This is a genomic window from Streptomyces sp. NPDC007907, assembly GCF_042959365.1.
GTDB classification, from domain to species: domain Bacteria; phylum Actinomycetota; class Actinomycetes; order Streptomycetales; family Streptomycetaceae; genus Streptomyces; species Streptomyces indiaensis.
In genome coordinates this window covers 704,878-728,386 of record NZ_JBIBKR010000001.1, presented here as the reverse complement: position 1 = coordinate 728,386, position 23,509 = coordinate 704,878, and the positions used below count along the sequence as shown (strand labels likewise).

Annotated in this window: 24 protein-coding genes; 19 read left to right on the top strand and 5 right to left on the bottom strand. The window is 70.1% G+C overall.

The window, feature by feature from the left end; all coding sequences use genetic code 11:
* Positions 1 to 19 precede the first annotated feature (19 nt).
* The 3 genes from ACFZDI_RS03355 (at position 20) to ACFZDI_RS03345 (ending at position 2,456) form a co-directional block, all read left to right on the top strand.
* Positions 20 to 502, top strand: coding sequence for an ATP-binding protein (locus tag ACFZDI_RS03355; RefSeq protein WP_234850675.1), 483 nt, complete (start codon positions 20 to 22; stop codon positions 500 to 502).
* Positions 503 to 687: 185 nt separating this feature from the next.
* Complete coding sequence (locus ACFZDI_RS03350; protein ID WP_391247408.1) at positions 688 to 2,001, top strand: Nramp family divalent metal transporter; 1,314 nt, start codon at positions 688 to 690, stop codon at positions 1,999 to 2,001.
* Between the two features lie 17 nt (positions 2,002 to 2,018).
* Positions 2,019 to 2,456 carry a hypothetical protein gene (locus tag ACFZDI_RS03345; RefSeq protein ID WP_391247406.1) on the top strand — a complete coding sequence of 146 codons (438 nt, stop codon included), beginning with the start codon at positions 2,019 to 2,021 and terminating at the stop codon, positions 2,454 to 2,456.
* A 6-nt stretch (positions 2,457 to 2,462) separates the two neighbouring features.
* Here the strand turns inward: ACFZDI_RS03345 and ACFZDI_RS03340 are convergent, their stop codons facing one another.
* The 5 genes from ACFZDI_RS03340 to ACFZDI_RS03320 are packed head-to-tail and all read right to left on the bottom strand — an operon-like array spanning position 2,463 to position 7,146.
* Entirely contained in the window at positions 2,463 to 4,151 is a 1,689-nt protein-coding gene (locus tag ACFZDI_RS03340; RefSeq protein ID WP_391247405.1) for a glycosyl hydrolase family 18 protein, read from the bottom strand.
* Positions 4,152 to 4,182: 31 nt separating this feature from the next.
* The gene (locus tag ACFZDI_RS03335; protein ID WP_391247403.1) at positions 4,183 to 4,572 is read right to left on the bottom strand and encodes a hypothetical protein; all 390 of its coding nucleotides are present in this window, start codon (positions 4,570 to 4,572) and stop codon (positions 4,183 to 4,185) included.
* Positions 4,569 to 5,003: a DUF3592 domain-containing protein gene (locus tag ACFZDI_RS03330; protein ID WP_391247401.1), complete on the bottom strand. Its 435-nt coding sequence runs from the start codon at positions 5,001 to 5,003 to the stop codon at positions 4,569 to 4,571. The genes ACFZDI_RS03335 and ACFZDI_RS03330 overlap by 4 nt, the downstream gene beginning before the upstream one ends.
* A 2-nt stretch (positions 5,004 to 5,005) precedes the next feature.
* Complete coding sequence (locus tag ACFZDI_RS03325; protein WP_391247400.1) at positions 5,006 to 5,566, bottom strand: hypothetical protein; 561 nt, start codon at positions 5,564 to 5,566, stop codon at positions 5,006 to 5,008.
* A gap of 20 nt (positions 5,567 to 5,586) precedes the next feature.
* Positions 5,587 to 7,146 (bottom strand): hypothetical protein, encoded by a 1,560-nt coding sequence (locus ACFZDI_RS03320; protein WP_234846676.1) that lies wholly within the window; start codon positions 7,144 to 7,146, stop codon positions 5,587 to 5,589.
* 466 nt (positions 7,147 to 7,612) lie between these two features.
* Here ACFZDI_RS03320 and ACFZDI_RS03315 point away from each other — a divergent pair, with 466 nt between their 5' ends.
* From ACFZDI_RS03315 to ACFZDI_RS03240, 16 genes are all read left to right on the top strand, one after another.
* Complete coding sequence (locus tag ACFZDI_RS03315; RefSeq protein WP_234846726.1) at positions 7,613 to 8,446, top strand: hypothetical protein; 834 nt, start codon at positions 7,613 to 7,615, stop codon at positions 8,444 to 8,446.
* A 69-nt stretch (positions 8,447 to 8,515) separates the two neighbouring features.
* Positions 8,516 to 9,223, top strand: coding sequence for a Flp pilus assembly protein CpaB (gene cpaB, locus ACFZDI_RS03310; protein WP_391247398.1), 708 nt, complete (start codon positions 8,516 to 8,518; stop codon positions 9,221 to 9,223).
* A gap of 9 nt (positions 9,224 to 9,232) precedes the next feature.
* A complete protein-coding gene (locus tag ACFZDI_RS03305) occupies positions 9,233 to 10,465 on the top strand; it encodes an AAA family ATPase (RefSeq protein WP_234846678.1) in 1,233 nt (410 codons plus the stop codon).
* The gene (locus ACFZDI_RS03300; protein WP_234846679.1) at positions 10,462 to 10,866 is read left to right on the top strand and encodes a pilus assembly protein; all 405 of its coding nucleotides are present in this window, start codon (positions 10,462 to 10,464) and stop codon (positions 10,864 to 10,866) included. The genes ACFZDI_RS03305 and ACFZDI_RS03300 overlap by 4 nt, the downstream gene beginning before the upstream one ends.
* Positions 10,863 to 11,219 (top strand): TadE/TadG family type IV pilus assembly protein, encoded by a 357-nt coding sequence (locus ACFZDI_RS03295; RefSeq protein ID WP_234846680.1) that lies wholly within the window; start codon positions 10,863 to 10,865, stop codon positions 11,217 to 11,219. Before ACFZDI_RS03300 ends, ACFZDI_RS03295 begins: the two co-directional genes overlap by 4 nt.
* Before the next feature lie 24 nt (positions 11,220 to 11,243).
* The gene (locus tag ACFZDI_RS03290; protein WP_234846681.1) at positions 11,244 to 12,581 is read left to right on the top strand and encodes a CpaF family protein; all 1,338 of its coding nucleotides are present in this window, start codon (positions 11,244 to 11,246) and stop codon (positions 12,579 to 12,581) included.
* A 9-nt stretch (positions 12,582 to 12,590) separates the two neighbouring features.
* The gene (locus ACFZDI_RS03285; protein WP_234846682.1) at positions 12,591 to 13,535 is read left to right on the top strand and encodes a type II secretion system F family protein; all 945 of its coding nucleotides are present in this window, start codon (positions 12,591 to 12,593) and stop codon (positions 13,533 to 13,535) included.
* A gap of 16 nt (positions 13,536 to 13,551) precedes the next feature.
* Positions 13,552 to 14,439 carry a DUF5936 domain-containing protein gene (locus tag ACFZDI_RS03280; RefSeq protein ID WP_234846683.1) on the top strand — a complete coding sequence of 296 codons (888 nt, stop codon included), beginning with the start codon at positions 13,552 to 13,554 and terminating at the stop codon, positions 14,437 to 14,439.
* Between the two features lie 325 nt (positions 14,440 to 14,764).
* Positions 14,765 to 16,243 carry a histidine kinase gene (locus ACFZDI_RS03275; protein WP_391248018.1) on the top strand — a complete coding sequence of 493 codons (1,479 nt, stop codon included), beginning with the start codon at positions 14,765 to 14,767 and terminating at the stop codon, positions 16,241 to 16,243.
* A gap of 34 nt (positions 16,244 to 16,277) precedes the next feature.
* Entirely contained in the window at positions 16,278 to 17,267 is a 990-nt protein-coding gene (locus ACFZDI_RS03270) for a response regulator (RefSeq protein WP_391247395.1), read from the top strand.
* A gap of 233 nt (positions 17,268 to 17,500) precedes the next feature.
* Positions 17,501 to 17,698 carry a Flp family type IVb pilin gene (locus tag ACFZDI_RS03265; protein ID WP_391247393.1) on the top strand — a complete coding sequence of 66 codons (198 nt, stop codon included), beginning with the start codon at positions 17,501 to 17,503 and terminating at the stop codon, positions 17,696 to 17,698.
* Complete coding sequence (locus ACFZDI_RS03260; RefSeq protein ID WP_391248015.1) at positions 17,695 to 18,312, top strand: pilus assembly protein TadG-related protein; 618 nt, start codon at positions 17,695 to 17,697, stop codon at positions 18,310 to 18,312. Before ACFZDI_RS03265 ends, ACFZDI_RS03260 begins: the two co-directional genes overlap by 4 nt.
* 31 nt (positions 18,313 to 18,343) lie before the next feature.
* Entirely contained in the window at positions 18,344 to 18,919 is a 576-nt protein-coding gene (locus ACFZDI_RS03255) for a hypothetical protein (RefSeq protein ID WP_362235191.1), read from the top strand.
* Between the two features lie 11 nt (positions 18,920 to 18,930).
* Positions 18,931 to 19,572 (top strand): OmpA family protein, encoded by a 642-nt coding sequence (locus ACFZDI_RS03250; RefSeq protein WP_391247392.1) that lies wholly within the window; start codon positions 18,931 to 18,933, stop codon positions 19,570 to 19,572.
* Between the two features lie 198 nt (positions 19,573 to 19,770).
* Positions 19,771 to 22,434 carry a hypothetical protein gene (locus ACFZDI_RS03245; RefSeq protein WP_391247391.1) on the top strand — a complete coding sequence of 888 codons (2,664 nt, stop codon included), beginning with the start codon at positions 19,771 to 19,773 and terminating at the stop codon, positions 22,432 to 22,434.
* The gene (locus ACFZDI_RS03240; RefSeq protein ID WP_391247390.1) at positions 22,431 to 23,462 is read left to right on the top strand and encodes a hypothetical protein; all 1,032 of its coding nucleotides are present in this window, start codon (positions 22,431 to 22,433) and stop codon (positions 23,460 to 23,462) included. Before ACFZDI_RS03245 ends, ACFZDI_RS03240 begins: the two co-directional genes overlap by 4 nt.
* Positions 23,463 to 23,509 lie beyond the last annotated feature (47 nt).

Genomic DNA, 23,509 nt, shown 5'->3' with positions numbered 1-23,509 from the left:
CGGGGACCACCCTGGACCCATGCTGCAACTCTCCGGGCGGCACTTCCCCGACCCAGACGCCCGCTACGGCCCGTTCCCGCAACCACCCCTGGGGGCGGGGCACCTGAGGGTCGAGTACGCCCCCCGGCCCTCCGCCGTCCGCGAGGCCCGCGCGCAGGTGCGCAGGCAGTTGGAGAGCTGGGGGCTGGGCGAGCGCGGTGACGTCGCGGACGTGGCCGAGCTGCTCGTCGGTGAACTGGCCACCAACGCGCTGGTGCACGCCGGGAGCAGCTTCCGGCTCACGCTGTTCGCGGCGCACGGTCTCCTGCGCTGCGAGGTCGCCGACGCCGAACGCCGGGTACCGCGGGTGCTGGACGCGGGCACCGGGGAGAGCGGCCGTGGGATGTTCCTGGTGGACGCGCTGGCCCGGCGCTGGGGCTGCCACCGGGACGGGCCGGGCAAGACCGTGTGGTTCGAGCTCGGCACGTGCGGGGCGGACGGCTGTGGTCGGCGACAGCCGTGACGCTCCGCCGGGTGGGCCCTGGCGGTGCCTTCTGACCGCCTGGGTCCGTCTGCGGGCTGTGGGCCCGTCGTGATTGATCGCGCCCGCGCGGCGGAGCCGCACCGTGGCACAGCCCCGCGCCCCTGGGTCCGTTGCGCGCTCACGCCCTCTTGTCCGTCCGCGCTGCTTGCGGTTTCTTGATCTGCATGGCGGACACCACGGAAAGCACCACGGACCAGGCTCCCCAGCAACCCCCTGTGCGCAAGGCGAGTTGGAAGCACATCGGTCCGGGCATCGTCGTCGCGGCGACCGGAGTCGGCGCCGGTGACCTGGTCGCCACCCTGATCGCGGGCAGCAACTTCGGCTACACCCTGCTGTGGGCCGCCGTCATCGGGTGCCTGGTGAAGATCTCCCTGGCCGAGGCGGCGGGCCGCTGGCACCTGTCCACGGGCCGCACCCTGTTCGACGGCTGGGCGAGCCTGGGCCGCTGGACCACCTGGTTCTTCGCGGTGTACGTCGTGGTCTGGGGCTTCGTCTACGGCGCGGCGGCGATGTCGTCGAGCGCGCTGCCGCTGCAAGCGCTGTTCCCGGACGTGATGGACCTCAAGTGGTGGGGCATCGCCTGCGGTCTGGTCGGGCTGGTCTTCGTCTGGTTCAACAAGTACGCGGTGTTCGAGAAGGTCATGACGGTCCTGGTGGGCGTCATGTTCGTGGTGACGGTGTACCTGGCGATCCGGGTCACGCCGAACATCCCCGACGCCCTCGCCGGTCTCCTGCCGGTGCTGCCGGACGAGAAGGACTCGATCCTGAACACGCTGGGCCTGATCGGCGGTGTGGGCGGCACGATCACGCTCGCGGCCTACGGCTACTGGGTCAACGCCAAGGGCTGGACCGACACGGGCTGGATGAAGGTCATGCGGCTGGACAACCGCGTCGCCTACGCCACCACCGGCATCTTCGTCATCGCCATGCTGTTCGTCGGCGCGGAGCTGCTCCACTCGGCGAACGTCGCCATCGCGAGCGGCGACAAGGGCCTGATCCAGCTGGGCGACATCCTGGAGGAGGAGTACGGCTCTGCCACGGCGAAGTTCTTCCTGATCGGCTTCTTCGCCACGTCCTTCACCTCGCTGATCGGCGTCTGGCACGGCGTGAGCCTGATGTTCGCCGACTTCGTGGCCCGGTTGTCGGGCGCGGGCCAGGCCAAGGGCGAGGAGGTCGCCTCCGGGACGCGCGAACGCTCCTGGCCGTTCCGCGCCTACCTGCTCTGGCTGACGTTCCCGCCGATGATCTTGCTCTTCCAGGGCCAGCCCTTCCGCCTGGTCATCATCTACGGGGTCCTCGGCGCGGCGTTCCTGCCGTTCCTCGCCGGCACCCTGATCTGGCTCCTCAACTCCGCCCGCACGCCCCGGGAGTGGCGCAACGGCCCGCTCAGCAACGTCATGCTCGTCGTCGCCGGCCTGCTGTTCCTGATCCTGTGCGTGAAGCAGATCTGGGACCAGCCGTGGGGGGAGTTCTTCTAGGGCGGGAGAATGGCCCGATGACCCAGCAGCCCCCGCCGCCCGGCCCCGGCTTCGGCCCGCCCCCGCCGCAGTACGCACCGGCGCCGCCCCCGTACGCGCCCGCCCATCCTCCGTACGCCCAGCCTCCGTACGCCCAGGCGCCGCCGCAGCAGGCGCCGCCGCAGCAGGCGGCGGCCAGGCCGGACTTCCTGGCCGTCGACAAGCGCAACGCGGTCGTCGTCGACGCGTCCGGCGTGGCCTTCGAGACCTCCGGCCTCACGGTCGAGTTCCGCTGGCCGGAGATCCGCAGCGTCCACTACCGGGCGAGCCCGGACGGCAAGGCGCTGATGGTGGCCGTGGTCCACATGGACGGCAGGTTCTACGAGTGCGTGGTGGAGGCCAGGCCCAGGACGCGGCTCCAGGAGTGGTTCCCGCAGCTGGCCTGGGTCCTCGGCCACTACCGCCCGATGGGATAGGGGCCGCTAGGGCAGCCCGTGCACATGCGGCCCCACCGCGTTGGACCAGGCGTTGCCCGCGGTGGCGTCCCAGTTGGTCGACCAGGTCATCGCACCGCGCAGGCCGGGGTACGTCCGCGGCGGCTTGAAGGATCCGCACCCCGTGCCCTTGGTCAGGCAGTCCAGGGCGTTGTTCACCACGGTCGGTGAGACGTAGCCGCTTCCCGCCCCCCGGGTCGAGGCGGGCAGGCCGAGCCCGACCTGGGACGGGGCGAGGCCGTTCTCCAGCTGGATGCAGGCCAGGGCCGTGAGGAAGTCGACCGAGCCCTGGCCGTAGACCTTGCCGTCGCAGCCCAGCATGGAACCGCTGTTGTAGTACTGCATGTTGACGACCGTGAGGATGTCCTTGATGTTCAGGGCCGTCTGGAAGTAGGAGTTCGACGTCGACTGCATGTCGATGGTCTGCGGCGCCATCGTGATGATCAGCGACGAGCCGGCCTTCGCCGAGAGCGCCCGCAGCGCCTGCGTCATGTAGGTTGCGTTGAGGCCGTTCTCCAGATCGATGTCGACGCCGTCGAAACCGTACGTCTGCATCACGGAGTACACGCTGTTCGCGAAGTTCGTCGCCGACGCGGCGTCGTTCACCGCCACCGTGCCGCGCTCGCCGCCGACCGAGACGATGACCTTCTTCCCGGCCGCCTGCTTGGCCCGGATGTCGGCCTTGAACTGGTCGACGGTGTAGCCGCCGAGACCGGCCGAGTCGAGGTTGAAGGTCACCGCGCCCGGCGTCGAGGTCGCGTCCGCGAAGGCGACGGCGATGATGTCGTACTGCGCTTGGACGTCGGAGAGCTTCTGGACCGTCGCCCCGTTGTCGAAGTTCTGCCAGTAGCCGGTCACGGCGTGCCTGGGCAGCGCCGGGCCGGGGCCGTTCGGCTTGGTCGTGGTGCCCGTGACGGCGGCCGACTTCGGCGACTCACCGGCCCCGTTCGTCGCCGTGACCTGGAAGGAGTACGACGTCGAGGCCGCGAGCCCGGTCACGGTCGCCGAGGTGCCGGAGACCGCGGTCGCCTTGGTGCCGTCGCGGTACACGGTGTAACCCGTCGCGCCGGAGACGGCGTTCCAGGCCAGCGACACCGACGAGGACGACGTCCCGGAGACGTTCAGGCCGGCCGGCGCGGACGGGATCGTCGGACCCGGGTCGGTGCCTCCGCCGCCGTCGGGGCCGAACACCGACACGTCGTCGGCGTAGTACGCCGCCTGCCCGTACCAGCCGTGCGTGTACACCGTCACCGAGGTGGTCGAGGAGCCGGTGGTGAAGGTGGTCGACAGCTGCTTCCAGAACGAGGAGTCGGGCGTCCAGGTGGACACGTCCGTCGTGCCCGTGCCCGTCACGCCCAGGTAGGCGTACCCGCCCCGCACCCAGGCGCCCAGTGTGTACGTCGAGTTGGGCTTCACCCGGACCGTCTGGGCGCACCGGGCGTTGTCCTGCCCCGACGGGGTCGCCTGCAGCGCGGCCGACCCGGAGTGCACCGGGGAGGAGACCGCGGTGCCGCTGCCCGCCGAACAGGTCCAGTCGCTCAGGCCCGACTCGAAGCCGGCGTTCCTGGCGTTGTTGACGTCGGCGGCGCTGGCCTGGCCGACGGTCGTGACAGTGAGGGCCAGGGCAGCCGTGACGGCACCCGACCAGAACCGCAGGGATCGTCTGTGTGGGGACATGACAAGAAAATGGTCCAGACCAAAGGGGCTGTCAAGAGGTCCAGACCAACCTGTCGAGGAGCAGTCCCACCGCGCATCCCGCCAGCAGCACACCCGTGGACATCCAGAACGCCGCACCCGCCAGGTTCAGCACCCCCGGCCGCAGGGACAGCAGCAGCACCTGCGCCGCCGCCGGCACCGCGCACGCCGCCGCCAGATGCCGCACCGGCACCTCGCGCCACGGCTCCGGATGCACCCGCGCCGCCGCCCAGGTGGCCAGCACGACGCACACCAGGTTCGGCAGATGCACCAGCGCCAGCGCGGCCCCGAACGACCCGACGCCCTCCGGGCCGACCAGCGGCCCGTACACCAGCGTCATCTGGACGTACTCGGTGAGGACGAGCACCACGATCCCGACGGCCCAGCAGCGGACGAACGTCATCGGTGACCCCCGGTGATCTCGACGTACAGCAGGATCGCGAAACCCGCCGCGGCCAGGCCGCAGCCCGCGACCAGGGCCAGCGACTGGAGCACCGGGGACCAGCTGCCCCGGCCCGCCACCGTCGCGGTGCCCGCGGGATCGCGGGGGTCGTAGGTGACGCTGACCGGGCTGCCCTCGGTCGTCGACCAGCCCGCCAGGTCCTCGAACTCGACCCGTACGCCGTCGGCGGTGCGGAAGGCGAAGAAGTGCCGCCGCGCGTCGGAACGCTGGTACGGCTCCGTCTCCACCCGCACGCACTCGCCCTCCGCCCGGACACCGCTCCGCAGCACCCGCGTCACCGTCACCAGCCGCCGCGCGTACCGCCACGCCAGCGCCCCGAACAGCGCCACCAGCGCGGCCAGTACGACGTATCCGGCGCCCGGCACCGCCACGGCTAGTGCACCTCGACCGAGTCGATGATCCGGTCCAGGTCCCCGTCCGGCAGGGACCCCTGCCGCGCGTCGATCCGGATCGCGAAGGCCGTGTCGCGCGAGTCCAGCCCGGCCAGGATCACTCCCTCGACCGGGGTGCCCGCGGCCGGTCCGCCGTCGTCGCCGGTCGCCTTGAAGGAGAAGTCGATCCGCTTGGCCTCGTCCGTGCCGGCCAGCTCCACGTCCTGCCGGCCCTTGACGTCGGCGCCCATCTGGATGCCCGCCTCGGCGGCGATCGCGGCCTGCTCGGCGGAGTTCGCCTCGGTGAACCCGAGCTGCACGGTGAGGATTGAGACCTTCTTCCCGTTCTCCGTCCGCACCGCCGCCGCGGCATTGTGCTCGCCCCGCTCGGCCGCGCTCTGCTCCTCGTATCCCTGCGGATACGACACGTCGACCCCCTTCGTCTTCAGCGTCCCCCAGCCCTCGGGCACGCTGCCCGCGCCGGAGTCGGAACTCCCGCAGCCGGTCAGGGCGACGGCGGTCGTCAGCAGGGCGGCGGCCAGGCCGGCACGGCGGGTCTTCATCGGCAGGAGCTCCCGTCTCGTCAGTTCGCACAGTAGCTGTAGGGAAGATAGGAGCGGGCCTGTCCGCGCGGCGCCCCGAGGAACCGGGCGTCGGCCAGGGTCTCCGCCTTCTTCTCCGTGCTGATCGTCATGCCCAGGCTCAGCCCCAGATTCAACTCGAAGCCGTACTCGGCCGCGTTCACCTCCCCGGTGTACGTCATCCGGCTCGACTTGCCCTGGTCGAACATCAGCTGCCCGAAGGGGTCGTCGGCGCCCGGGCGGGACGTCGGGGCGTGGTCGGCGAACATGTACTGGAAGGGCGTCGCGACCTGCTCGTTGTTGCTGTCCAGCCAGCGCTCGGCGACCGCCCGGTCCCGGTCGCCCGCCGGACCGGGATCGAAGGTGAGCGTGTTCGTCACGATCTCGATGCCGGTCTGCGAGTCGGTGCCCTTCACCCCGGCGTTCCCGCCCCGCTTGTCGCCGTCCTTCTTGCCGTTGTCGCCGCCCGCCTTCGCGCCGTCCTTCTGGCCGCCCTCCTCGACCGTGCGGGTCATGTCGACACGGACCAGCTTTCCGGTCTTCTTGTCGTAGGTGACGGTGATGGTGCCGGTCTGCGTCGTGTTCGCCGTGTACTCACCGCTGAGCGGGCCCGCCTCGTACCCCACCTTGGAGCCGTACTCGATGGACGAGGAGTAGGTGTACGACTTGGTGTTCTTGTAGGAGTTGTCGGTCCAGGTGACCTCGGGCGCGTACTTGAAGGTGCCGCCGAGCGCGGCGCTCAGCTTCTTCTCGTCGCCCGCGGAGATCTTCAGGCCCGCGGACGCCGACGCCTCCAGGCCCACCTTGCCGTAGGTGATCTTCCGGTTGTCGCCGAGGTGCTCCTTGATGCGGTTCTGCGTGTCCTCCTCGTCCTTCAGGGGGCCCTTGCCGAAGAGGTAGAGGATGCTGTCGCCGACACTCGCCTCCGCGCCGCCGGGCATGGTCCGCCGCATCTCGTACATCTGCAGCTTCTCCACGTCGTCCCGGAACCGCTGGGCCTCCTCGGGACTCTGGAACACCCAGGTGTCGCCGTTGGTCACCTTGATGCCGAGCCCCAGCTCCACCTTGTCCGCCCCGAACCGGCCCACTTTCATGCCCGGCTTGAAGTCCTTCTTGGCGGCGACCGACGCCGCGTCCGTGAAGGTCAGGTAGACCAGCTGGTCGCTGTCGTCGACCTTGCCGTCCCCGTTGACGTCCGTCTTCGCCTTCAGACGCTGCTCCTGGAAGCCGTACTCCTTGCCGATCTCCCAGAAGAGGATCTTCGCCTTGGAGCCCGCCTTGTCGGTGACGGAGGAGACCTGGCACAGCGACGGCTCGAAGTCCGCGTCGGTGAGCGGCTTGTCCGGCCCGGGCCCGGCCGTCCCGCAGTCGCCGCCGCCGGCGACCCGGCACACCTGCGCGGCGATCCTGTCGTAGATCAACTGGCCGACACCGGTGGCCGAGAGGGCCAGGACGATCGCCGCGCTGACGACGACCATCCCGAGGTACTCGGTGCCGGTCGCCCCCCGGTCGTCGAAGACCGGTCTGCGCCCGTAGGCCCGTATGCCGCCCCCGTCCGCCATACGGCACCCCTCCTCGCCGATCCGCGGGCCTACCGGCCGCGTGCCTTCCGGCCGGGTGTGCCAGCCGACCGGGTGTGCTTTCCGGACGTGTGTGCTTTCCGGACGTGTGTGCTTTCCGGACGGTGAGCGTAGGTACGCGACGCTGTGTCAGGCGTGGGCCTCAGGGCCCAAACGAAGGCCCACCGTCACCACTGGGCCCGCTGGGCCCACCGCCTGCACCGCCCCTGGCTCGCCCCGGCGACCGGCAAGATGCTCAACCTGCCCCGTTTTGACGCCTCTTGTGCAACGACAGTTGCTCTCCAGCTACACAAACGCTGTTCTCCGGTCACAGAGGCGTGGATACAGTGCTGAGGTAGTCACGCAGTGAAGTCGACACGGTGCGCCGGAGTGACACCCGGCGTTCCGTCCGGCATGGGGAAACGGGGAGCTGCGCGTGCCAACTGCCATTGCCGTGACCGGCGCCGACATGGCGCTGCCGCCACAGGACGACCGGACCCTGCCCGCCGTCGTGCTCCGGGACGTCGACCGACGCCCCCTGGAGCAGGCGCTGGCCGAGATGCAGGCCCTGGTGGAACATCACGGGCACGTCATCGTGGTCTGCTCACCGGCCGCGCCCACCGCGGTGCAGCGACGGCTGCACACCCTGCGCTCCCTCATGGAGAGCGACCGCATCGCCCTGTTCCGGCCGGACCTGCCGCCCCTCGGACTGGCCGTCCTGGCCCGCCAGTTACGGCAGCTCGCCTCCTGCGACCTCAGCCCCGGCGTGCTCGCCTCGGCCGGCCGGCTGCTCGTCCACTACATCCACGCCGGCGCGCTGCTGAACTCCGTCGCCCGCCTCGACCGCGTCCCCGTCGGACTGAAGTCGCACGCCAAGTCCTGGGTGCCCGGCAGCCAGTTCGGCGTCCTCGCCCACCCCGAGCCGCAGCTCGTCAGGATCACCCCCGAGGCGGCCCTGCCCGGCCCCGAGTTCGGCACCTGGCTGCTGATCGCCAAAGGGCAGCTCCAGTCCGACTGGGTCACGGGCACCCTCGCCCCCTCCTGGAAGGTGCAGGGGCTGCGCGAGACCCCGCTCCCGGCCGAGTCACCCGGCTGGTGGGGCACCGGCAAGCTCATCGAGTTCTGCAGCTACCTGCCCGACCTGTCCGTCCTCTACCAGCTGGTCACCTCCGTCCGGCGCAGCCGCTGCCACTGGTGCGGCATCGACGTCATCGGGGACCGCTGCGTGTTCTGCTCGGCCACGCCACCCGCCCACGACAGCCCACCCCACCAGCAGCCCGAGAACCGAACGGCCGTCGGCTGACGCCGACACCGCTCATCCGCACCGTTCCGATCCCGCTCGACCGATATCCCCAACGAGGTTGTACGGTTCATGAACTCCCGTCAGCGCCGCGGCGTGATTCTCCTGCTCCTGTCGGTCGTCTGCGCCCTCGGCGCCTTCGCCGGCGTGCTCTCCGTCATCAGTGACGTGAAGTCGAAGGTCGGCCCCGAGGTCACCGCCTACCGGCTCAAGTCCGACGTGCCGCCCTACACCACCCTCAGCACGGGCCAGTTCGAGAAGATCGAGATGCCCGAACGGTGGCTGTCCGACAACGCCGTCACCGACCTGAGGGAAATACAGGGCAAGATCGCCGTGACCACGCTGCGCGCGGGCTCCCTGCTCCAGTCCGACATGATCGTCCGCCAGCCGGCCCTCCAGCCCGGCCAGCAGGAGGTCGCCATCATGATCGACGCGGCGACCGGCGTGGCGGGCAAGATCACACCCGGCGCCTCGGTCAACGTCTACGCCACCTTCGAGGGCGCCCGCGAGGGCGACCCCGACCAGTCGAAGATCATCGTCACCAACGCCAAGGTCCTCGACGTCGGCGAACTCACCGCGCTCAAGCCCGACGAGAGCAACCGCACCCAGCAGCCCACCGACGCCGTCCCCATCACCTTCGCACTGTCCGCGCTCGACGCCCAGCGCATCACCTACGCCGAGTCGTTCGCCAAGCGTGTCCGGCTCGCCCTCGTCGCGCCCGGCAGCGACACCACCGTCCCCGAGCGGGACCGGACGTACGAACTCGCGAAGGACAAGTGAGAGGCTGCCATGCCCACGAGGATCCTCCCGGCAGTCGGTGACACGGACGCGGTCCGGTCCGTCACGACACTGCTCAGCCAGCTCCCGGACGCCGAGCCCGTCGCGCCCGTGGTCGACTCCACCCAGCTCGTCGACACCCTCGCGCGGCTGGCCGCCGAGTCGGTCGACGAGCTGCCCGAGGTCGTGATCGTCCACGAACGGATCGGCCCCGTCCCCGCGCTGGAACTGATCCGCGAAGTGGCCCTGCGCTTCCCGGCCGTCGGCGTCATCCTCGTCACCTCCGACGCGAGCCCCGGCCTCTTCCAGGCCGCCATGGACTACGGCGCCCGCGGCCTGGTCGCCCTGCCGCTGAGCTACGAGGAACTCGCCAGCCGCGTCCAGGCGGTCGCCCAGTGGTCCGTCGGCGTACGGCGGCACCTGGGCGCCGGCGGCGACGTGTTCACCGGCGTCGGCGGCACCGTCGTCACGGTCAGCGGCGCGAAGGGCGGCACCGGCACCACCCTGACCGCGATCCAGCTCGCCCTGGCCGCCCAGGCCTCCGGCCGCAGCACCGCCCTGGTCGACATGGACCTCCAGACCGGCGACATCGCCTCCTACCTGGACGTCCAGTTCCGCCGCTCGGTCGTCGACCTCGCCGCGATCAACGACATCTCCCCGCGCGTCCTCGCCGACGCGGTCTTCCGCCACGACACCGGCGTCGCCCTCCTGCTCGCCCCCGCCGAAGGGGAACGCGGCGAGGACGTCACCGACCGCGCCGCCCGGCAGATCGTCAGCGCCCTGCGCTCCCGCTACGAGGTCGTCGTCATCGACTGCGGCGCCCAGCTCGGCGGCGCCGGAGCGGCCGCCGTGGAGATGGCCGACCGGGCCCTGCTGATCACCACGCCGGACGTGGTCGCCGTACGGGGCGCGAAACGGGCCGTACGGATGTGGGACCGGCTCCAGATCCGCAAGGCCGAGGAGACGACCGTCGTCGTCAACCGGCACTCGCGCGCTACGGAGATCCAGCCGCCCCTGATCCAGAAGATCACCGGCACGGAGGTCGCGGCCACCGTGGTCCCCGCCAACTTCAAGGAACTGCAGAGCGTCGTGGACGCGGGCCGCATCCACGAACTGGAGAACAAGAGCGCGGTGAAGCAGGCACTGTGGGGCCTGGCGGGAGAGCTGGGCCTGGTCAAGACCGCGGACGGCGCCCAGAAGGGGGGCCGGGGAGCGGGGGGATTCCGGCGGAGGAAGGAGGGATGAGGGTGCAGCGGGTGCGCAGGGCGCTCTTAAGGGAGCGGGACAGGGGCCAGGTGACGATCGAGTTCCTCGGGATGACGCCGACGATCATCGTCACGCTGATCGCGCTGTGGCAGGCCGTCCTCGTGGGCTACACGTTCGTCCTCGCGGGGAACGCCGCGGACGAGGCCGTACGGCAGGGAACGGCCGCGGAGCGGGGAGTGCGGCAGGGCGTGTGCGAGGCTGCCGGGCTCAAGCATCTGTCGGACGCGTGGCGCTCCGGGGCGGAGGTGACCTGCGACGGCTCCGGCTACGTGACGGCCGAGGTGGGCCTGGAGGTCCCGGTCCTCTTCCCCGGCACGCTGTCCTTCGGGCTCACGGTCCACGGCCACGCCGGGGCTGTCGAGGAGGCGAAACCGAGATGACCGGTATCCGCAAGGGCCGCGACCGCGGCCAGGTCGCCATCGAGTACATCGGCTTCCTGCCGATCCTGCTGATCGTCGCCCTGGCGGCGGTACAGCTGGGGCTCATCGCGTACACGGCACAGCAGGCCGGCACGGCGGCCAGGACGGGGGCGCGCAGCGCGTCGCTGGGCGGGCCGACCGAGGCGGACTGCAGGGCGGCGGTGAGCAGTTGGCTGGCCGACGGGACGAGCTGCCCCCCGTCGTTCGGCGCGGACGAGGTCACGGTCACGGCCACCGTGCAGATCCCGTCCCTCGTGCCGGGCTGGAAGTTCGATCCGGCCGTCAAGACCGCCACGATGCCGCGCGACCACTGAGCGAAAGCTAGGAGCACCGCACCCATGAGCCTGCGAGCACGCATCAACACCCCCGAGGAGAACGGCAACCGGGGCGAGGACGGCCACATGGTCGCCTCCTACCGGGCCAAGCTCCTGGAGGAGATCGACCTCGCGGAGATGAGTTCGCTGGCCGCCGCCGAACGCAGGGCACGGCTGGAACGGGTGCTGGGACACATCATCAGCCGCGAGGGCCCGGTCCTGTCGACGGTCGAGCGCGCGCAGCTGATCCGCAGGGTCGTCGACGAGGCACTCGGCCTCGGCATCCTGGAGCCGCTCCTGGAGGACGCCTCCATCACGGAGATCATGGTGAACGGCCCGGACGCGATCTTCGTGGAGCGCGGCGGCCGGGTCGAACAACTGCCGCTGCGCTTCGCCTCGAACGACCAGCTCATGCAGACCATCGAGCGCATCGTCTCGACGGTCAACCGGCGGGTCGACGAATCGAACCCGATGGTCGACGCCCGCCTGCCCTCCGGCGAGCGCGTCAACGTCATCATCCCGCCGCTGTCCCTGACCGGCGCCACCCTGACCATCCGCCGCTTCCCGCGCTCCTTCACCCTCCAGGAGCTGATCGGCCTCGGCTCGCTCGACGAGCACATGCTGTACCTGCTGGCGGGCCTGGTGCAGGCGAAGTTCAACATCATCGTCTCGGGCGCGACGGGCACCGGCAAGACGACCCTGCTGAACGCCCTGTCGGGGCTCATCCCCGAGGGCGAACGCATCATCACCATCGAGGACTCCGCCGAACTCCAGCTCCAGCAGCCGCACGTGATCCGTCTGGAGTCGCGCCCGCCCAACGTCGAGGGCAAGGGCCAGGTGACGATCCGCGACCTCGTCCGCAACTCCCTGCGCATGCGCCCCGACCGGATCGTCGTCGGTGAGGTCCGTGGCGGCGAGTCCCTCGACATGCTCCAGGCGATGTCCACCGGCCACGACGGCTCACTGGCCACCGTCCACGCCAACAACGCCGAGGACGCGCTGATGCGGCTGCAGACCCTGGCGTCCATGTCGGACGTGGAGATCCCCTTCGTGGCGCTGCACGACCAGATCAACAGCGCGGTCGACGTCATCGTGCAGCTGACCCGGTTCGCGGACGGTGCCCGCCGCATCACCGAGATCGCGCTGATGGACAGCCACGGCAGCGACCCGTACCGACTGGTCACGGTCGCCCGCTTCCACGCACAGCCCATGACCTCGGACGGCCGTATCCACGGCGTCTTCGAGTACTTCCCGCTGCCGCGCCGCACCGCCGACCGCCTCTACATGGCGAGCCAGCCCCTGCCCCAGGCGTTCGGCATCGCCCGGACGGCGGACCAGCTAGCCACCCGAGAAGCCAGGTAGGACCGACCGATGGAACTGCAACCGCTCATCACGCTCACCACCGGCATCACTCTGCTGACCTGCGTCCTCGTGGTCGCCGGCCTGCACTCCTACGCCATGGGCAAGGCGCAGCGGCAGGCCCTGGTGGACCGCCTGTCCGCCACCGGCCAGGTCACGGCGGGCGGCCGGCGCCGCAACTTCCGCGGCATCGACCGCCGACTGCGGCGCACCAGGCTAGGCAAGAAACTCGAACTGCGCCTGGCGGCGACCGGCCTGGACATCACGCCCGGCGAGTTCTTCGTCTACATGCTCGCCACGGTCGCGGGCCTGTGGCTGATCGGCCAGGCGGCCCTGGCACCGTTCTTCGGACCGCTGGCGGGTCTGCTGGGCATGTGGGTGGCTTTCCAATTCCTCAACTGGCAGCGTCAGAAGCGCATCGAGAAGTTCATCAACCAGCTCCCCGAGATGGCCCGGATCCTCGCCAACGCCACCCAGGCGGGCCTCGCCCTGCGCACGGCGATCGGCATGGCCGCCGAGGAGATGGAGGCCCCGGCCGGGGAGGAACTGGGCAAGGTCGCCGCCCAGCTGGCCGTCGGCGCCTCGATGGACGACGCCCTGGGCGAGCTGGCGGACCGTCTCCCCTCCCGCGAACTGGTCGTCCTCGTCACCACGCTGGTCCTGTCCAACCGGGCGGGCGGCCAGGTCGTCAGCGCCCTGCGCAACCTGACGGAGACGCTGGAGGAACGCAAGGAGACCCGGCGTGAGGTCCGCACACAGCTCTCCCAGGTCAACATGACGTCGTACGCGGTGCCGGTCCTCGGGGTCGGCTCCCTGTTCCTGATGAACGGGGTGAAGGACGGCGCCCTGGACCGCATGACCGGCTCCCCCTTCGGCCAGGCGGCGGTCATCATCGCCTTCTCGCTCTACGCCGTCGGCTTCGTCCTCATCCGCCGCCTGTCCCGCATCGACGTCTGAGAGTCAGGAGGCAACCATGGGACTGCTCCTCGCCCTGCTGATGGGCCTCAGTGTCTGGGGCGCTTTCGCCGGTGTCCGCATGTACCGCGCGGAGGCCAAACTGCCCGGCGACCTCGCCCTCGCCCTGGAGGTCGGCTCCACCCGCACCGGCGCGGTCGACTCGCTCATCGACCGCCTGGGCATGCGCTACGCACCCGCGGTCCTGCGCCTGATGGGCCCCAAGCAGGTGGCGAAGTACCGCCGCAAGATCGACCTCGCGGGCAACCCCGGCGGCCTGACGATCGACCGGTACGCGGCACGCCGCGCGGTCTACGGCTGCCTCGGGACCGTCGGCTTCCTGGTCTTCCTCATGCGGGGCCAGCTGCTGGTCGCCCTGCTCCTGCTGGCCTTCGGCGCGTTCTGGACGGAGGTCGGCATCTGGTCGGCGATCCGCATCCGCAAGGACGTCATCGAACGGACCCTGCCGGACTTCCTGGACGTCCTGGCGGTCGTGGTCAGCGCGGGCCTCGGCTTCCGCCAGGCGCTGGACCGGGTCGCCTCCCGCTACGAGGGCCCCTGGGCCGACGAACTGCGCATCACCCTGCGCCAGATGGACCTCGGCATGAGCCGCCGCCAGGCCTTCGCGGAACTGCGCCGCCGCAACGACTCCGAGCAGGTGGCGATGTTCGTGACGGCGCTGCAGCAGGGCGAAGAACTGGGCGCGCCGATCGTCGACACTCTGGTGTCCCTCGCGAAGGACATGCGCCGTACGGATGCACAGAACGCCCGCCGCAAGGCGGCCCGGGCCGTCCCGAAGGCCACGATGATGATCACGACCTTCATGGTCCCGGCCACGATGCTGCTGCTCGGCGCGGGCCTGATCCTCGGCTCGGGCACGGACTTCGGCTCGGTGACGGGTAAGTAGGGGAGGGGGGACGGCCATGTCGATGACAGAGGAGCGCACGGGCCTGCTGGGGCGTCGCCGCCGCCGGGCCGAACGGACACCGGAGATCACGACGCCCCCCGCGGGGACGGTCCTGCCCGCACACGTCCGCACCGGCGCGCCGGACGTACCCGTGACGTCGGTGACGCCTGCGCTGCCGCCGGGGTGGGAGGCGGCCGGAGGCCTCGTCGGAGGTGAGCCGACCCTGCGGATCAAGGGGGGCGGGCGACGGAAGCCGGCGATGAGTGGCGTGGATGCGGACTTGGCCCCGTCCCCGGCGGTGGCTCCGTCGCAGAGCCCGACGCCGATGGCCGGGGGTGGCGCACAGGGGCCGGTGGGGGCCCCGGCCCACGGTTCGGCCGACGGTCGGTCACGGAAAGCCGACGTCGGGCCGGAACGCCCTGGGGCCGTTCAGCCGTCCGCCGAGGCCGCTGTGCCCCCGCAGAGGCCGCCCGCAGCCGACGACGAGGGCCGCCCGGTCGCTGCCGTCGGGAACCGAGCCGGTCGAGCCGACCAATTCCAGGCCGAGGGCCAGGGAGACACCGGCACCGCCGGCCCCGCGATCGACATCCAGGTCAACGCCTTGCAGGCCATGTGCCGCCAGGTCTTCGGCTTCCGGCTGGCCATGATCGCCCTGGCGACCCCCACCGCCCTCGTCAACGCCAACGACGGCCTTCCCACCCGCCTCGTCGGCGCGGCCGTGGTCATCACATTCATGACCTCCTACGTCCTCTTCAGGGACTGGGAACGCTTCGGCCCCCTCCTCCTGCGCCACCCCTCCCTCCTCGTCGGCGACACCCTCTTCGGCGCTCTGCTCCTCATCGCCGCCGGCCCCGACAGCACCCTCGCCTACGTCAGCGTCTGCACCCCGCTCCTGGCCGGTCTGGTCTACGGCTGGCGCGGCGCGGCCGTCTTCGCCTCCCTCCAGGCCCTCCTCCTGCTGCTCATCCACGCGGCACAGGAGAACCCGGCGCCGGGCATCATCGAGTCCGCCCTGCTGCCCGGCCTGTGTGTCATCGCCGGTGCCGTCGGCTCCAGCCTGCGCAACCTGATGCTCCGCTTCGGTGCCGCCACCCAGGCCCTCACCACGGTCCAGGCCCGTCTCGCCGTGACGGAGGCGGTCAGCGCCGAACGGGCCCGTCTGGCCCGCGAGATGCACGACTCGGTCGCGAAGACCCTGCACGGTGTGGCCCTGGCCGCCGACGGCCTGACCACCTCGGCAAACTCCGACCCGATGGACCCGGCCGTGGTGAGACAGCAGGCGGCACTGGTCGCCCGTTCGGCCCGCCGGGCCGCCGCGGAATCCCGGGAGCTCCTGGCCGATCTGCGCCGGGAGTCGGACCCGTCCCAGGCCACGGACGTCCTGGTGGAACTGGCCGCCCGTACCCGGGACTTCAGCACCCGCACCGGCCTGACGGCGGTCTACCGCCCGACCGGTGCCCACGCCGTGCCCCCCATCCCCCCGGCCGTGGCCCGCCAACTCCTGACCATCGCTTCGGAGGCCATGGAGAACGCCCACCGCCACGCCCACCCGACCCGGGTCGACGTCAGCGCGGGCGTCCACGGCGACCTGCTCCGCATCAGCGTCTACGACGACGGCCGTGGGCTCCCCCCTGGAACCACCCTCGTACAACTGCGCCGGGCCGGTCACTTCGGCCTGGTCGGCATGGTCGAACGCGCCGCCTCGGTGGGCGCCCGCATCCGCATCGGCCGCGGTGGCCACTCCCGGGGTACGGAAGTCCGCCTGGAACTCCCTTTGGCCGCCCTGACCACTCCCGCCGCGTGACCGCATGAGCCCACGATCTGAGAGGAGGCACCCGATGCCGGACCAGACACCCCACTCCACCGGCGCCCCGCAGCCGCCACCGCCCCACCCGTTCGCCGACCTGCCGCTCCCGCGACAGCCCCGGCCGGCCCGCTGCCTCCGGGTCGTCGTGGCGGACGACAACCCCGTGGTGCGGGCGGGGCTCACCGCACTGCTCTCCGGCCGCGCCGACATCGAGGTCGTGGCGGAGGCGACCGACGGCCGCGAGGCCTACGAGGCCGCCCAGCAGCACCGCCCGGACGTCGTCCTCCTGGACGTCCGCATGCCCGGCGTGGACGGCATCTCGGCCCTGCCCTACCTGGTACGGATCGCGCCGGTGGTGATGCTGACCTACAGCAGGGAGTCGGAGATCGTCCAGGAGGCCCTGCGCCGGGGAGCGGGCGGCTACCTGGTCCACGGTGAGTTCACGGCCGACCAGCTGGTCGACGCCGTACGGGACATCAAGGAGGGCCGGGCCCACTTCACGCCCACAGCGGCGGGTGCCCTGCTGGCCCAACTCCGCAGGGACCCGGCCCCGGCCCCGACGGCGTCCCTCCCGGAGGGCCTGGGACAGTCATCGAGTGCGACTGCATACGGAATTTCCCCCTCCGTAAATCCGTATACACAGCCTCAACATGCCGCACCAGCAGCACATTTCCAGCCTCCCACCGCCTCGTCGGCGCCCATTTCTCCAGAAAACCTTTCGCAAGTGCAACCGCATGTGGGAGAGTCTTCGTCTGAGTGGACGAGTGGCCGCCCGGCCGCTGTCGACAGGTCGCGGTTCCAACTGAGCACGAGGGAGGCGGAGATCATGGACCTCATCGCGTCCGGCATGAACAACCAGCAGATCGCCGCCACGTGCTTCATCAGCGAGAAGACCGTCAAGAACCACATCAACCGCATCTTCGCCAAGCTCCACAGCACCAGCCGCTCCGAGGCCGCCGCGAAGTGGCTTGGTGTGGTGCCCGCCAAGGGGACGGGGTTGGGGGGTGTCGAGCGTGACTGAAGAGGAGAACAGGGGATTGGGTTCACGGGCCGAGGGTGTGGGCGGCAGGGCCCAGAACCCGCTTTGGGTCCGGAATTGGGCCCTGGGGCCCTCTGGTCGGGCCGGTGGTGCGGCGTACGTTTCTGGCGTCGAAAGCGGGACCGGCACGGAGGAAGTCGGTAACGCCAGCAACGCCGAGGAGACTTGCGCGTCGGTCGGCAGGCGGCCGGCCGGTACCGGAGGGGAACACCGACATGAGCAACTGGATCAACACCACCGTCTCGTACCTGTACGCCCGCGCCGCCCGCAACGACAAGGGGCAGACCGCAGTCGAGTACCTGGGAATCATCGCGGTGGTTGTGGCGATCGTGCTGGCGATCACGGGGACGGACATCGGTCAGTCCATCTTCGAGGCAATCACCGACAAGATCACCGAGGTTACCGGCGGCTGATAACCCGTAAGTACGGCGACGCAGGGCAGGCCTTCCCCATCTACATCACGGTGGTGGCGGGCCTGCTCTTTCTCGCGTTCGCGTACCTTGCGGTCGGCCAGGCCGCGGCTACACGGAACGGCGCGCAGACGGCGGCGGACGCCGCCGCTCTCGCGGCCGCGCAGGACCGACGGGACCAGCTCGCGGGCAAATGGCTGGAGAACGTGCTCAAGCCGGGCCTCTGGAAGGACATCTTCCGCGGAGAAGTGGAGGGGCTCGACCCCTCGTGCTGGCGCGCACAGCAACTTGCCAACGAGAACGACGCGCACGTCGTGGGTGACTGCATTCCCCACTGGTATCCGGAACTCGGCTACACGGTAGAGGTGGAGACCAACGACCCCGTCGGCGACAGCATCGTGCCCGGTACGGAGGCGACGTACGCGAAGGCCACGGCAAAGGCCGTGATCACGCCACGCTGCACGTTCCAGCTCCCGGACGAGGACAACGGGGACAACGGGGACCTGCCGCAGCTCAACTGCAGGGACAACAAGAACTGGGACCTTGACCCGGAGCACCTCTCGGATCTCCCCGGTGCCGAGGATCTCTTCGACGTCCATCTGGCCGACACAGACTGACGTGGTACGACGAACAAAGGAAGCGGAACTCATGAGCATTCGGTTCACTACGACGGCCCGCAGGGGGATGGTCGCAGCGGCAGTTGCGGTCAGCCTGGCCCTCGGTGTGGCCGGCTGCAGCAGCGGCGACGACAAGGGCGGTGACACGTCGGCGTCCGCCTCCAAGGACAGCGGATCGAAGCCGAGTGCTCAAGAGGGCCAGTCGGAGGAGCCGCTGGCCGAACTGAAGGGGCCGGACGGCCTGCTTCTGCGTCTCACCTCGGCCGAGCGGGATTCCGGCGGATTCCTCACGCTCGGGGGCGACTTGAAGAACGACGGCAGTCGCACGGTCAACGTGCCGCCGCAACTCAGCGGAAACGAGACCGAGATCATCAGAAACGGCAGGTCCTTGGGCGGCGCTACCTTGGTGGACTCAAAGGGGAAGAAGCGGTACTACGTGCTGCGCGACACGGACGGCCGCCCGCTCACCACGACCAACTTCCCGTCCATGAAAGCCGGCGAGACCATCCCTGTCTTCATGCAGTTCCCGACGCCGCCCGAGAGTACGACCGAGGTGACGTTCCAGTTGCCGCAGTTCGCCGCAGCCACCATCAAGATCTCCGGGTGAGGCGGACCACCATGAACGACGCCCGAACAAAGACGCCACACCTGGCGATCGTCCTCGCCGCAGCCTCCCTCATGGTGGCCACCAGCGTCTTCGGCGCCGCATCCGCCAACGCAGCCGATGGCCCAAGTTACCCGCCAGGCACCCAGCCCAATGCCGCCGCACCGGTGAAAGTCGACGCGAACGACCCCGACCTGAAGCTGGTCGAGGGTGCGACCCTCGCCGCTGCCAAGGTCCTCGACATCAAGACGGTCGTCGAGGACGAGAGTGGCGACGAACGCCGCGAAGACACGAACTCGGACGTGAAGTTCGCACTGCAGGCCGAGGTGCTGTTCGGCAAGGACAGTGCGAAACTCGGCGCTCAGGCGAAGGCGCGCATCGCGGACATCGCCGAGGAGGTCAAGGCGCAGAACGCGAAGAAGATCCGTGTCTTCGGCTTCACGGACAACCTGGGCTCGTCGGCCCACGGCGATGCCCTGTCCCGCCGACGTGCGTCAGCCGTACAGGGGGTCCTGGAGGGTGAACTCGCGGACTCGGGCATCACCTACGAAACGCGCGGCTACGGCGAGCAGTACCCGATCGCGGACAACTCCACCGAGGCGGGCCGCAAGAAGAACCGCCGTGTCGAGGTTTCCTTCCCGCGCACGGAGAGCTGAGCCACCACAAACGACCCACCCGGGGCCCGTCCTCGCCACCACCGGCGAGGACGGGCCCCACTCGTTCCCGCGGTTGCCTCCGCTGCGGTGCGAATGGGCCCGGAGTTGGGGCCAGGGGCCTATGTGTGAGTGATCGATGTTCCTTAGCCTCGCCCAGGTGTTCGTCCTGAATCGCCGCTGAACGAGCTGAGGTCACGCATGTCCGGTGCCGGTAACTCCATACCGCCGAGCGGGACGTGGGGTGCGCAGAACATCCCGTCCTGGGGCCGGCGTTCGCCGCTGCCCAAGGAACTGGGCTGGGCGCAGGTACTGCTGTGGGTGCAGTTCGCGCTGACGGCGGTCTACGTGGTCACCGTGCTGTCGGTGGTGACGTACTACTCCGGGGAGATCTTCGGGATCCTGGTGTACGACTCGCTGCCCAGCGTGGCCGGGGTCTACCTGGCCCGGCGCCTGTGGCGGGGCGGGGTGTGGACGAGCCGCGCACTGATCGCCGTACAGGCGTGGATCGTGTGGCTGTCGATCGGCACGCTGATGCACGGCGATCTGCGGGGCATCACGCAGGCGGCGTTGCCGGTGGCGGTCATCGTGCTGTTGCGCCGGGCCCGGTCGCGTGAGTGGTTCGCGAGCGCTCCCGAGGACAGGGAGGAGCGCCGGCCGTTCAGCCTGGAAAGAATGATCCGCTGGCGCCGGGACGAGGGCCAGACCGCGGTGGAGTACGCGGGGCTCATCGCGGTGGTCGCGGCGATCATCGTCGCGCTGTCGGTGGGCGGCCTCGGCGGACGCATCGCCGACGGCATCCAGTCGGCCATCTGCTCGGTGACGGGCACGGCTTGCCCCGCTCCGCAGGGCGACGGTACGGAGACGGGCGCGGCCGGGGACAACGACGCCGCCCACCAGGGCGATGCGGACACCGGCGCCGACGGCGGCAACGGCGCGGACCCGGAAGGCGGCGCCCACGCGGACGGTGGTGCGGGCGCAGACGGCGGCACGGGCACGAACGGCGATGCGGGCACCCAAGGCGACTCGGAAACCGAGGGCGACGCGGGCGGCCAGGAAGGCACGGAAGCCGACGGCGGAACCGAAGCCAGTGGCGGCACGGAATCCGGTGGCACGAACGCAGCCACGGGCGTCGGTGACACGGGCAGCGGCGACATCCCCGCGTCGGCCCAGCTCATCACCTACGACGGCGCGGGCCCGAACGACACGATCCCGCTCGCTCCGGGCCCGTTCGAGGACAAGTCCCTCTGGGCCGACGTACATGACCAGGAGCGTCACGACAGGACGTTCATGGACCATGTCCGAGGCTTCTTCGTGGCCCCCACCAAGAGCTTCCTGGCCGACACCATGGACGTCGTCAGCGACCCGGTCGGCTCGGTCAAGGACACCTGGAACGGCCTGAAGGGCTACACCACGGACTGGTGGGGCGACAAGTCCGACGAGCTGGGCGAGAAGTGGGACAACGGGGAGTACCTCTCCTCCGTATGGGGCTGGGTCAACTCGCCCGAGGACTTCGTGTCCGACCTGGCGGTCGACACGCTCGTCGACAAGGAGAACTGGGAGAAGGGCAACTACGGCGCCTCCATCGGTAACACCGTGGTCAACGTCGTCGGCATCTTCAGCCCGAAGACCATCACGAAGTTCACCAAGTTCAAGAAGCTGGCCGAGGTCGGTGAAGCCCTCGACAAGGCGGCCGACGCGGCGGAGAAGGCGCGCAAGGCGGCCAGGGCGGGCGACTTCGACGGCGCGAAGAAGGCCGCGGACGAGGCCCAGAAGCACGCCGACGAGGCCAAGAAGAAGGCCGAGCAGAACGGCAGCTGCACGATCGCGATCGGGCGCGTCCCGTACGGCGGTGGCGCGCGTGTCGGCGGCGCCGCGGGCACCGGCACGGGCGTCCTGGCAGCCCCGCAGGGCGGCCTGATCGTCGTCGCCGCAGGAGGTGGCAAGGAATGCACGGGCGACGACGCCGACGACGCACGCGAGGCCCAGCAGCAGGCCCTGGACGCGCGGGCCGACCTGCTGCGGGAGCAGATCAAGGCGTACAAGAAGCTTCCGGGAGACCAGAAGGTCAACCTGCAGGAGGCCCAGCTCGACAACCTGCTCAAGCGGGCCAAGGACGACGTCGACCCGAACTCCAAGGACATCAGCAAGAAGGAGGCGGCAGACGCCATCGCCGACGTCTCGGAGCTGGTGAACCAGAAGAACATCCACAACACCAGCAGGGAGAAGCTCGCCGCCAAGGTGCTGAACTCCAAGACCAAGGACCAGCTCGCCGAGAACCTCGCTGAGGCGAACGCCACCAAGCGCGTAGCGCAGAACGAGGCGGCGGACGGCAGCACGGTGTACTCGGACATCGGTGACAGCACGGAACGGCGGGCCAAGGCCGAATCGCCGGTACGTCCGGACGGCCGGGGCGGTGAGATCGATGTCACGGGCATCCCGGACGCCGACGTGGCCTACCGCGGCAAGGACGGCAAGGTGCATGTCGTGGAGGTCAAGAACACGGGCAACGCGACGACCAAGGGCTCCATCGCAGCCCAGGTCGAGAGGTTGGGCGAGTGGCAGAAGGCGGCGCCCGGCCGTGTCGCCCACTACGAGATCGCTTCCACCAAGGGGTGGCAGAAGATCTTCGACGGGTTCAAGCCCAAGAAGCGGGGTGAGGACGCTCCCGGAGGAACCCCGGCCTCCAGCATGGCCGACAACGGGGTCGGCGCCCGCATCGCCGGTCAGGAGGTGACTCCCGCGCAGCTCCGGGCGATGAACGACGCCTGGAACGCCAAGAGCGAGGCTGAGAGGTACGACGCGCTGCGCTCCGGCAAGATGAAGGACCCGAAGTCCGCGATGGAGTACCTGGGGGTCTCATGACGCACGACGAGGAGTACGCGGAGGCTCACCGGGGCCGAACGACCGCGCTGCTCGACGAGCTGGACGCGGCGATCGCGGCTCTCCCGCCGAAACCGGGCCCCTGGCCGGACGAGCTGGAGGACCTCTGGGACCAGGCACAGGATGAACCCGGTCTCCCGCTCACCGACGAGCAGCGGCAGCACTTCGCGGCCAGGCGGGCTCGTTGGGAGGCTTCGTCCAGAGTGCAACGGTCGCTGCGCTCTTTGCGGAAGGCCGTGGAGCGAGGTGAGCCCCTGGACCCCCACCAGGCCGCCGCGCTCGCCGAACGGTGCGTGCACGCCGGGGTGGGAGGCCACCACCACATCTGGTTGCTGCGCGATCTCGGCCGGCCGTACGGCGAGCAGGCGCTGGCGCGCCTCGTGCAGGACGCGTCGGTGAACGAAGGCGACCGTCGGGAGGCCCGCGAATGGCTCGCGAAGCTGCGTGAACCGCAGTACAAGAAGCGGGCGGCTCTCCCTGTTGACGGCGAGGAACTGCTCCTGCCCGAGGTGGTACGTGATCTCACGACAGGCCGGGCGGGTGGCTGGGAGATCGAGAACGAGCCGACTCCGGAACGGCTCGCGCAGGCCCGCGCGGTTCTCGAAGCGCTGCTGCCCGACAACCGGTTGGCCTCGCAGGAACCTCCCGCATGGGGCGGGGACTGGCTGGAGGACGCGGAGGACCGGCCCGCGTGGCTCGAAGTCGACATGGTGCTCCAGCCTCTGGTCCCGGATGCGCGCTCGGTCACGCGCGAGCGCCTGATCTGGGCCTGGAGTGAGTGCAGGCGGCTGGGCATCGACGTGGAGGAGACGAATCCGGAGGCGTTCGCCGAACGGTGGGCCGCCCGCATCGCCGCGTTTCTGGCACGGGGCATGCTCGACTGGCTGTGGCGTGAGGACTGCTTCGCCCCTTGGGCGCTGGACCTCGCCACGCGCTACATCGACCGGAACGTCGCCGTGCCCGAAGCGACGCGCCTGCTGACCGAGGCGGCGGAGGCCGGCGCGCGGTGAGAACTCCGGCAGATGGTCGTCCTTGCCGGCCTTGATGTCCCGGACGA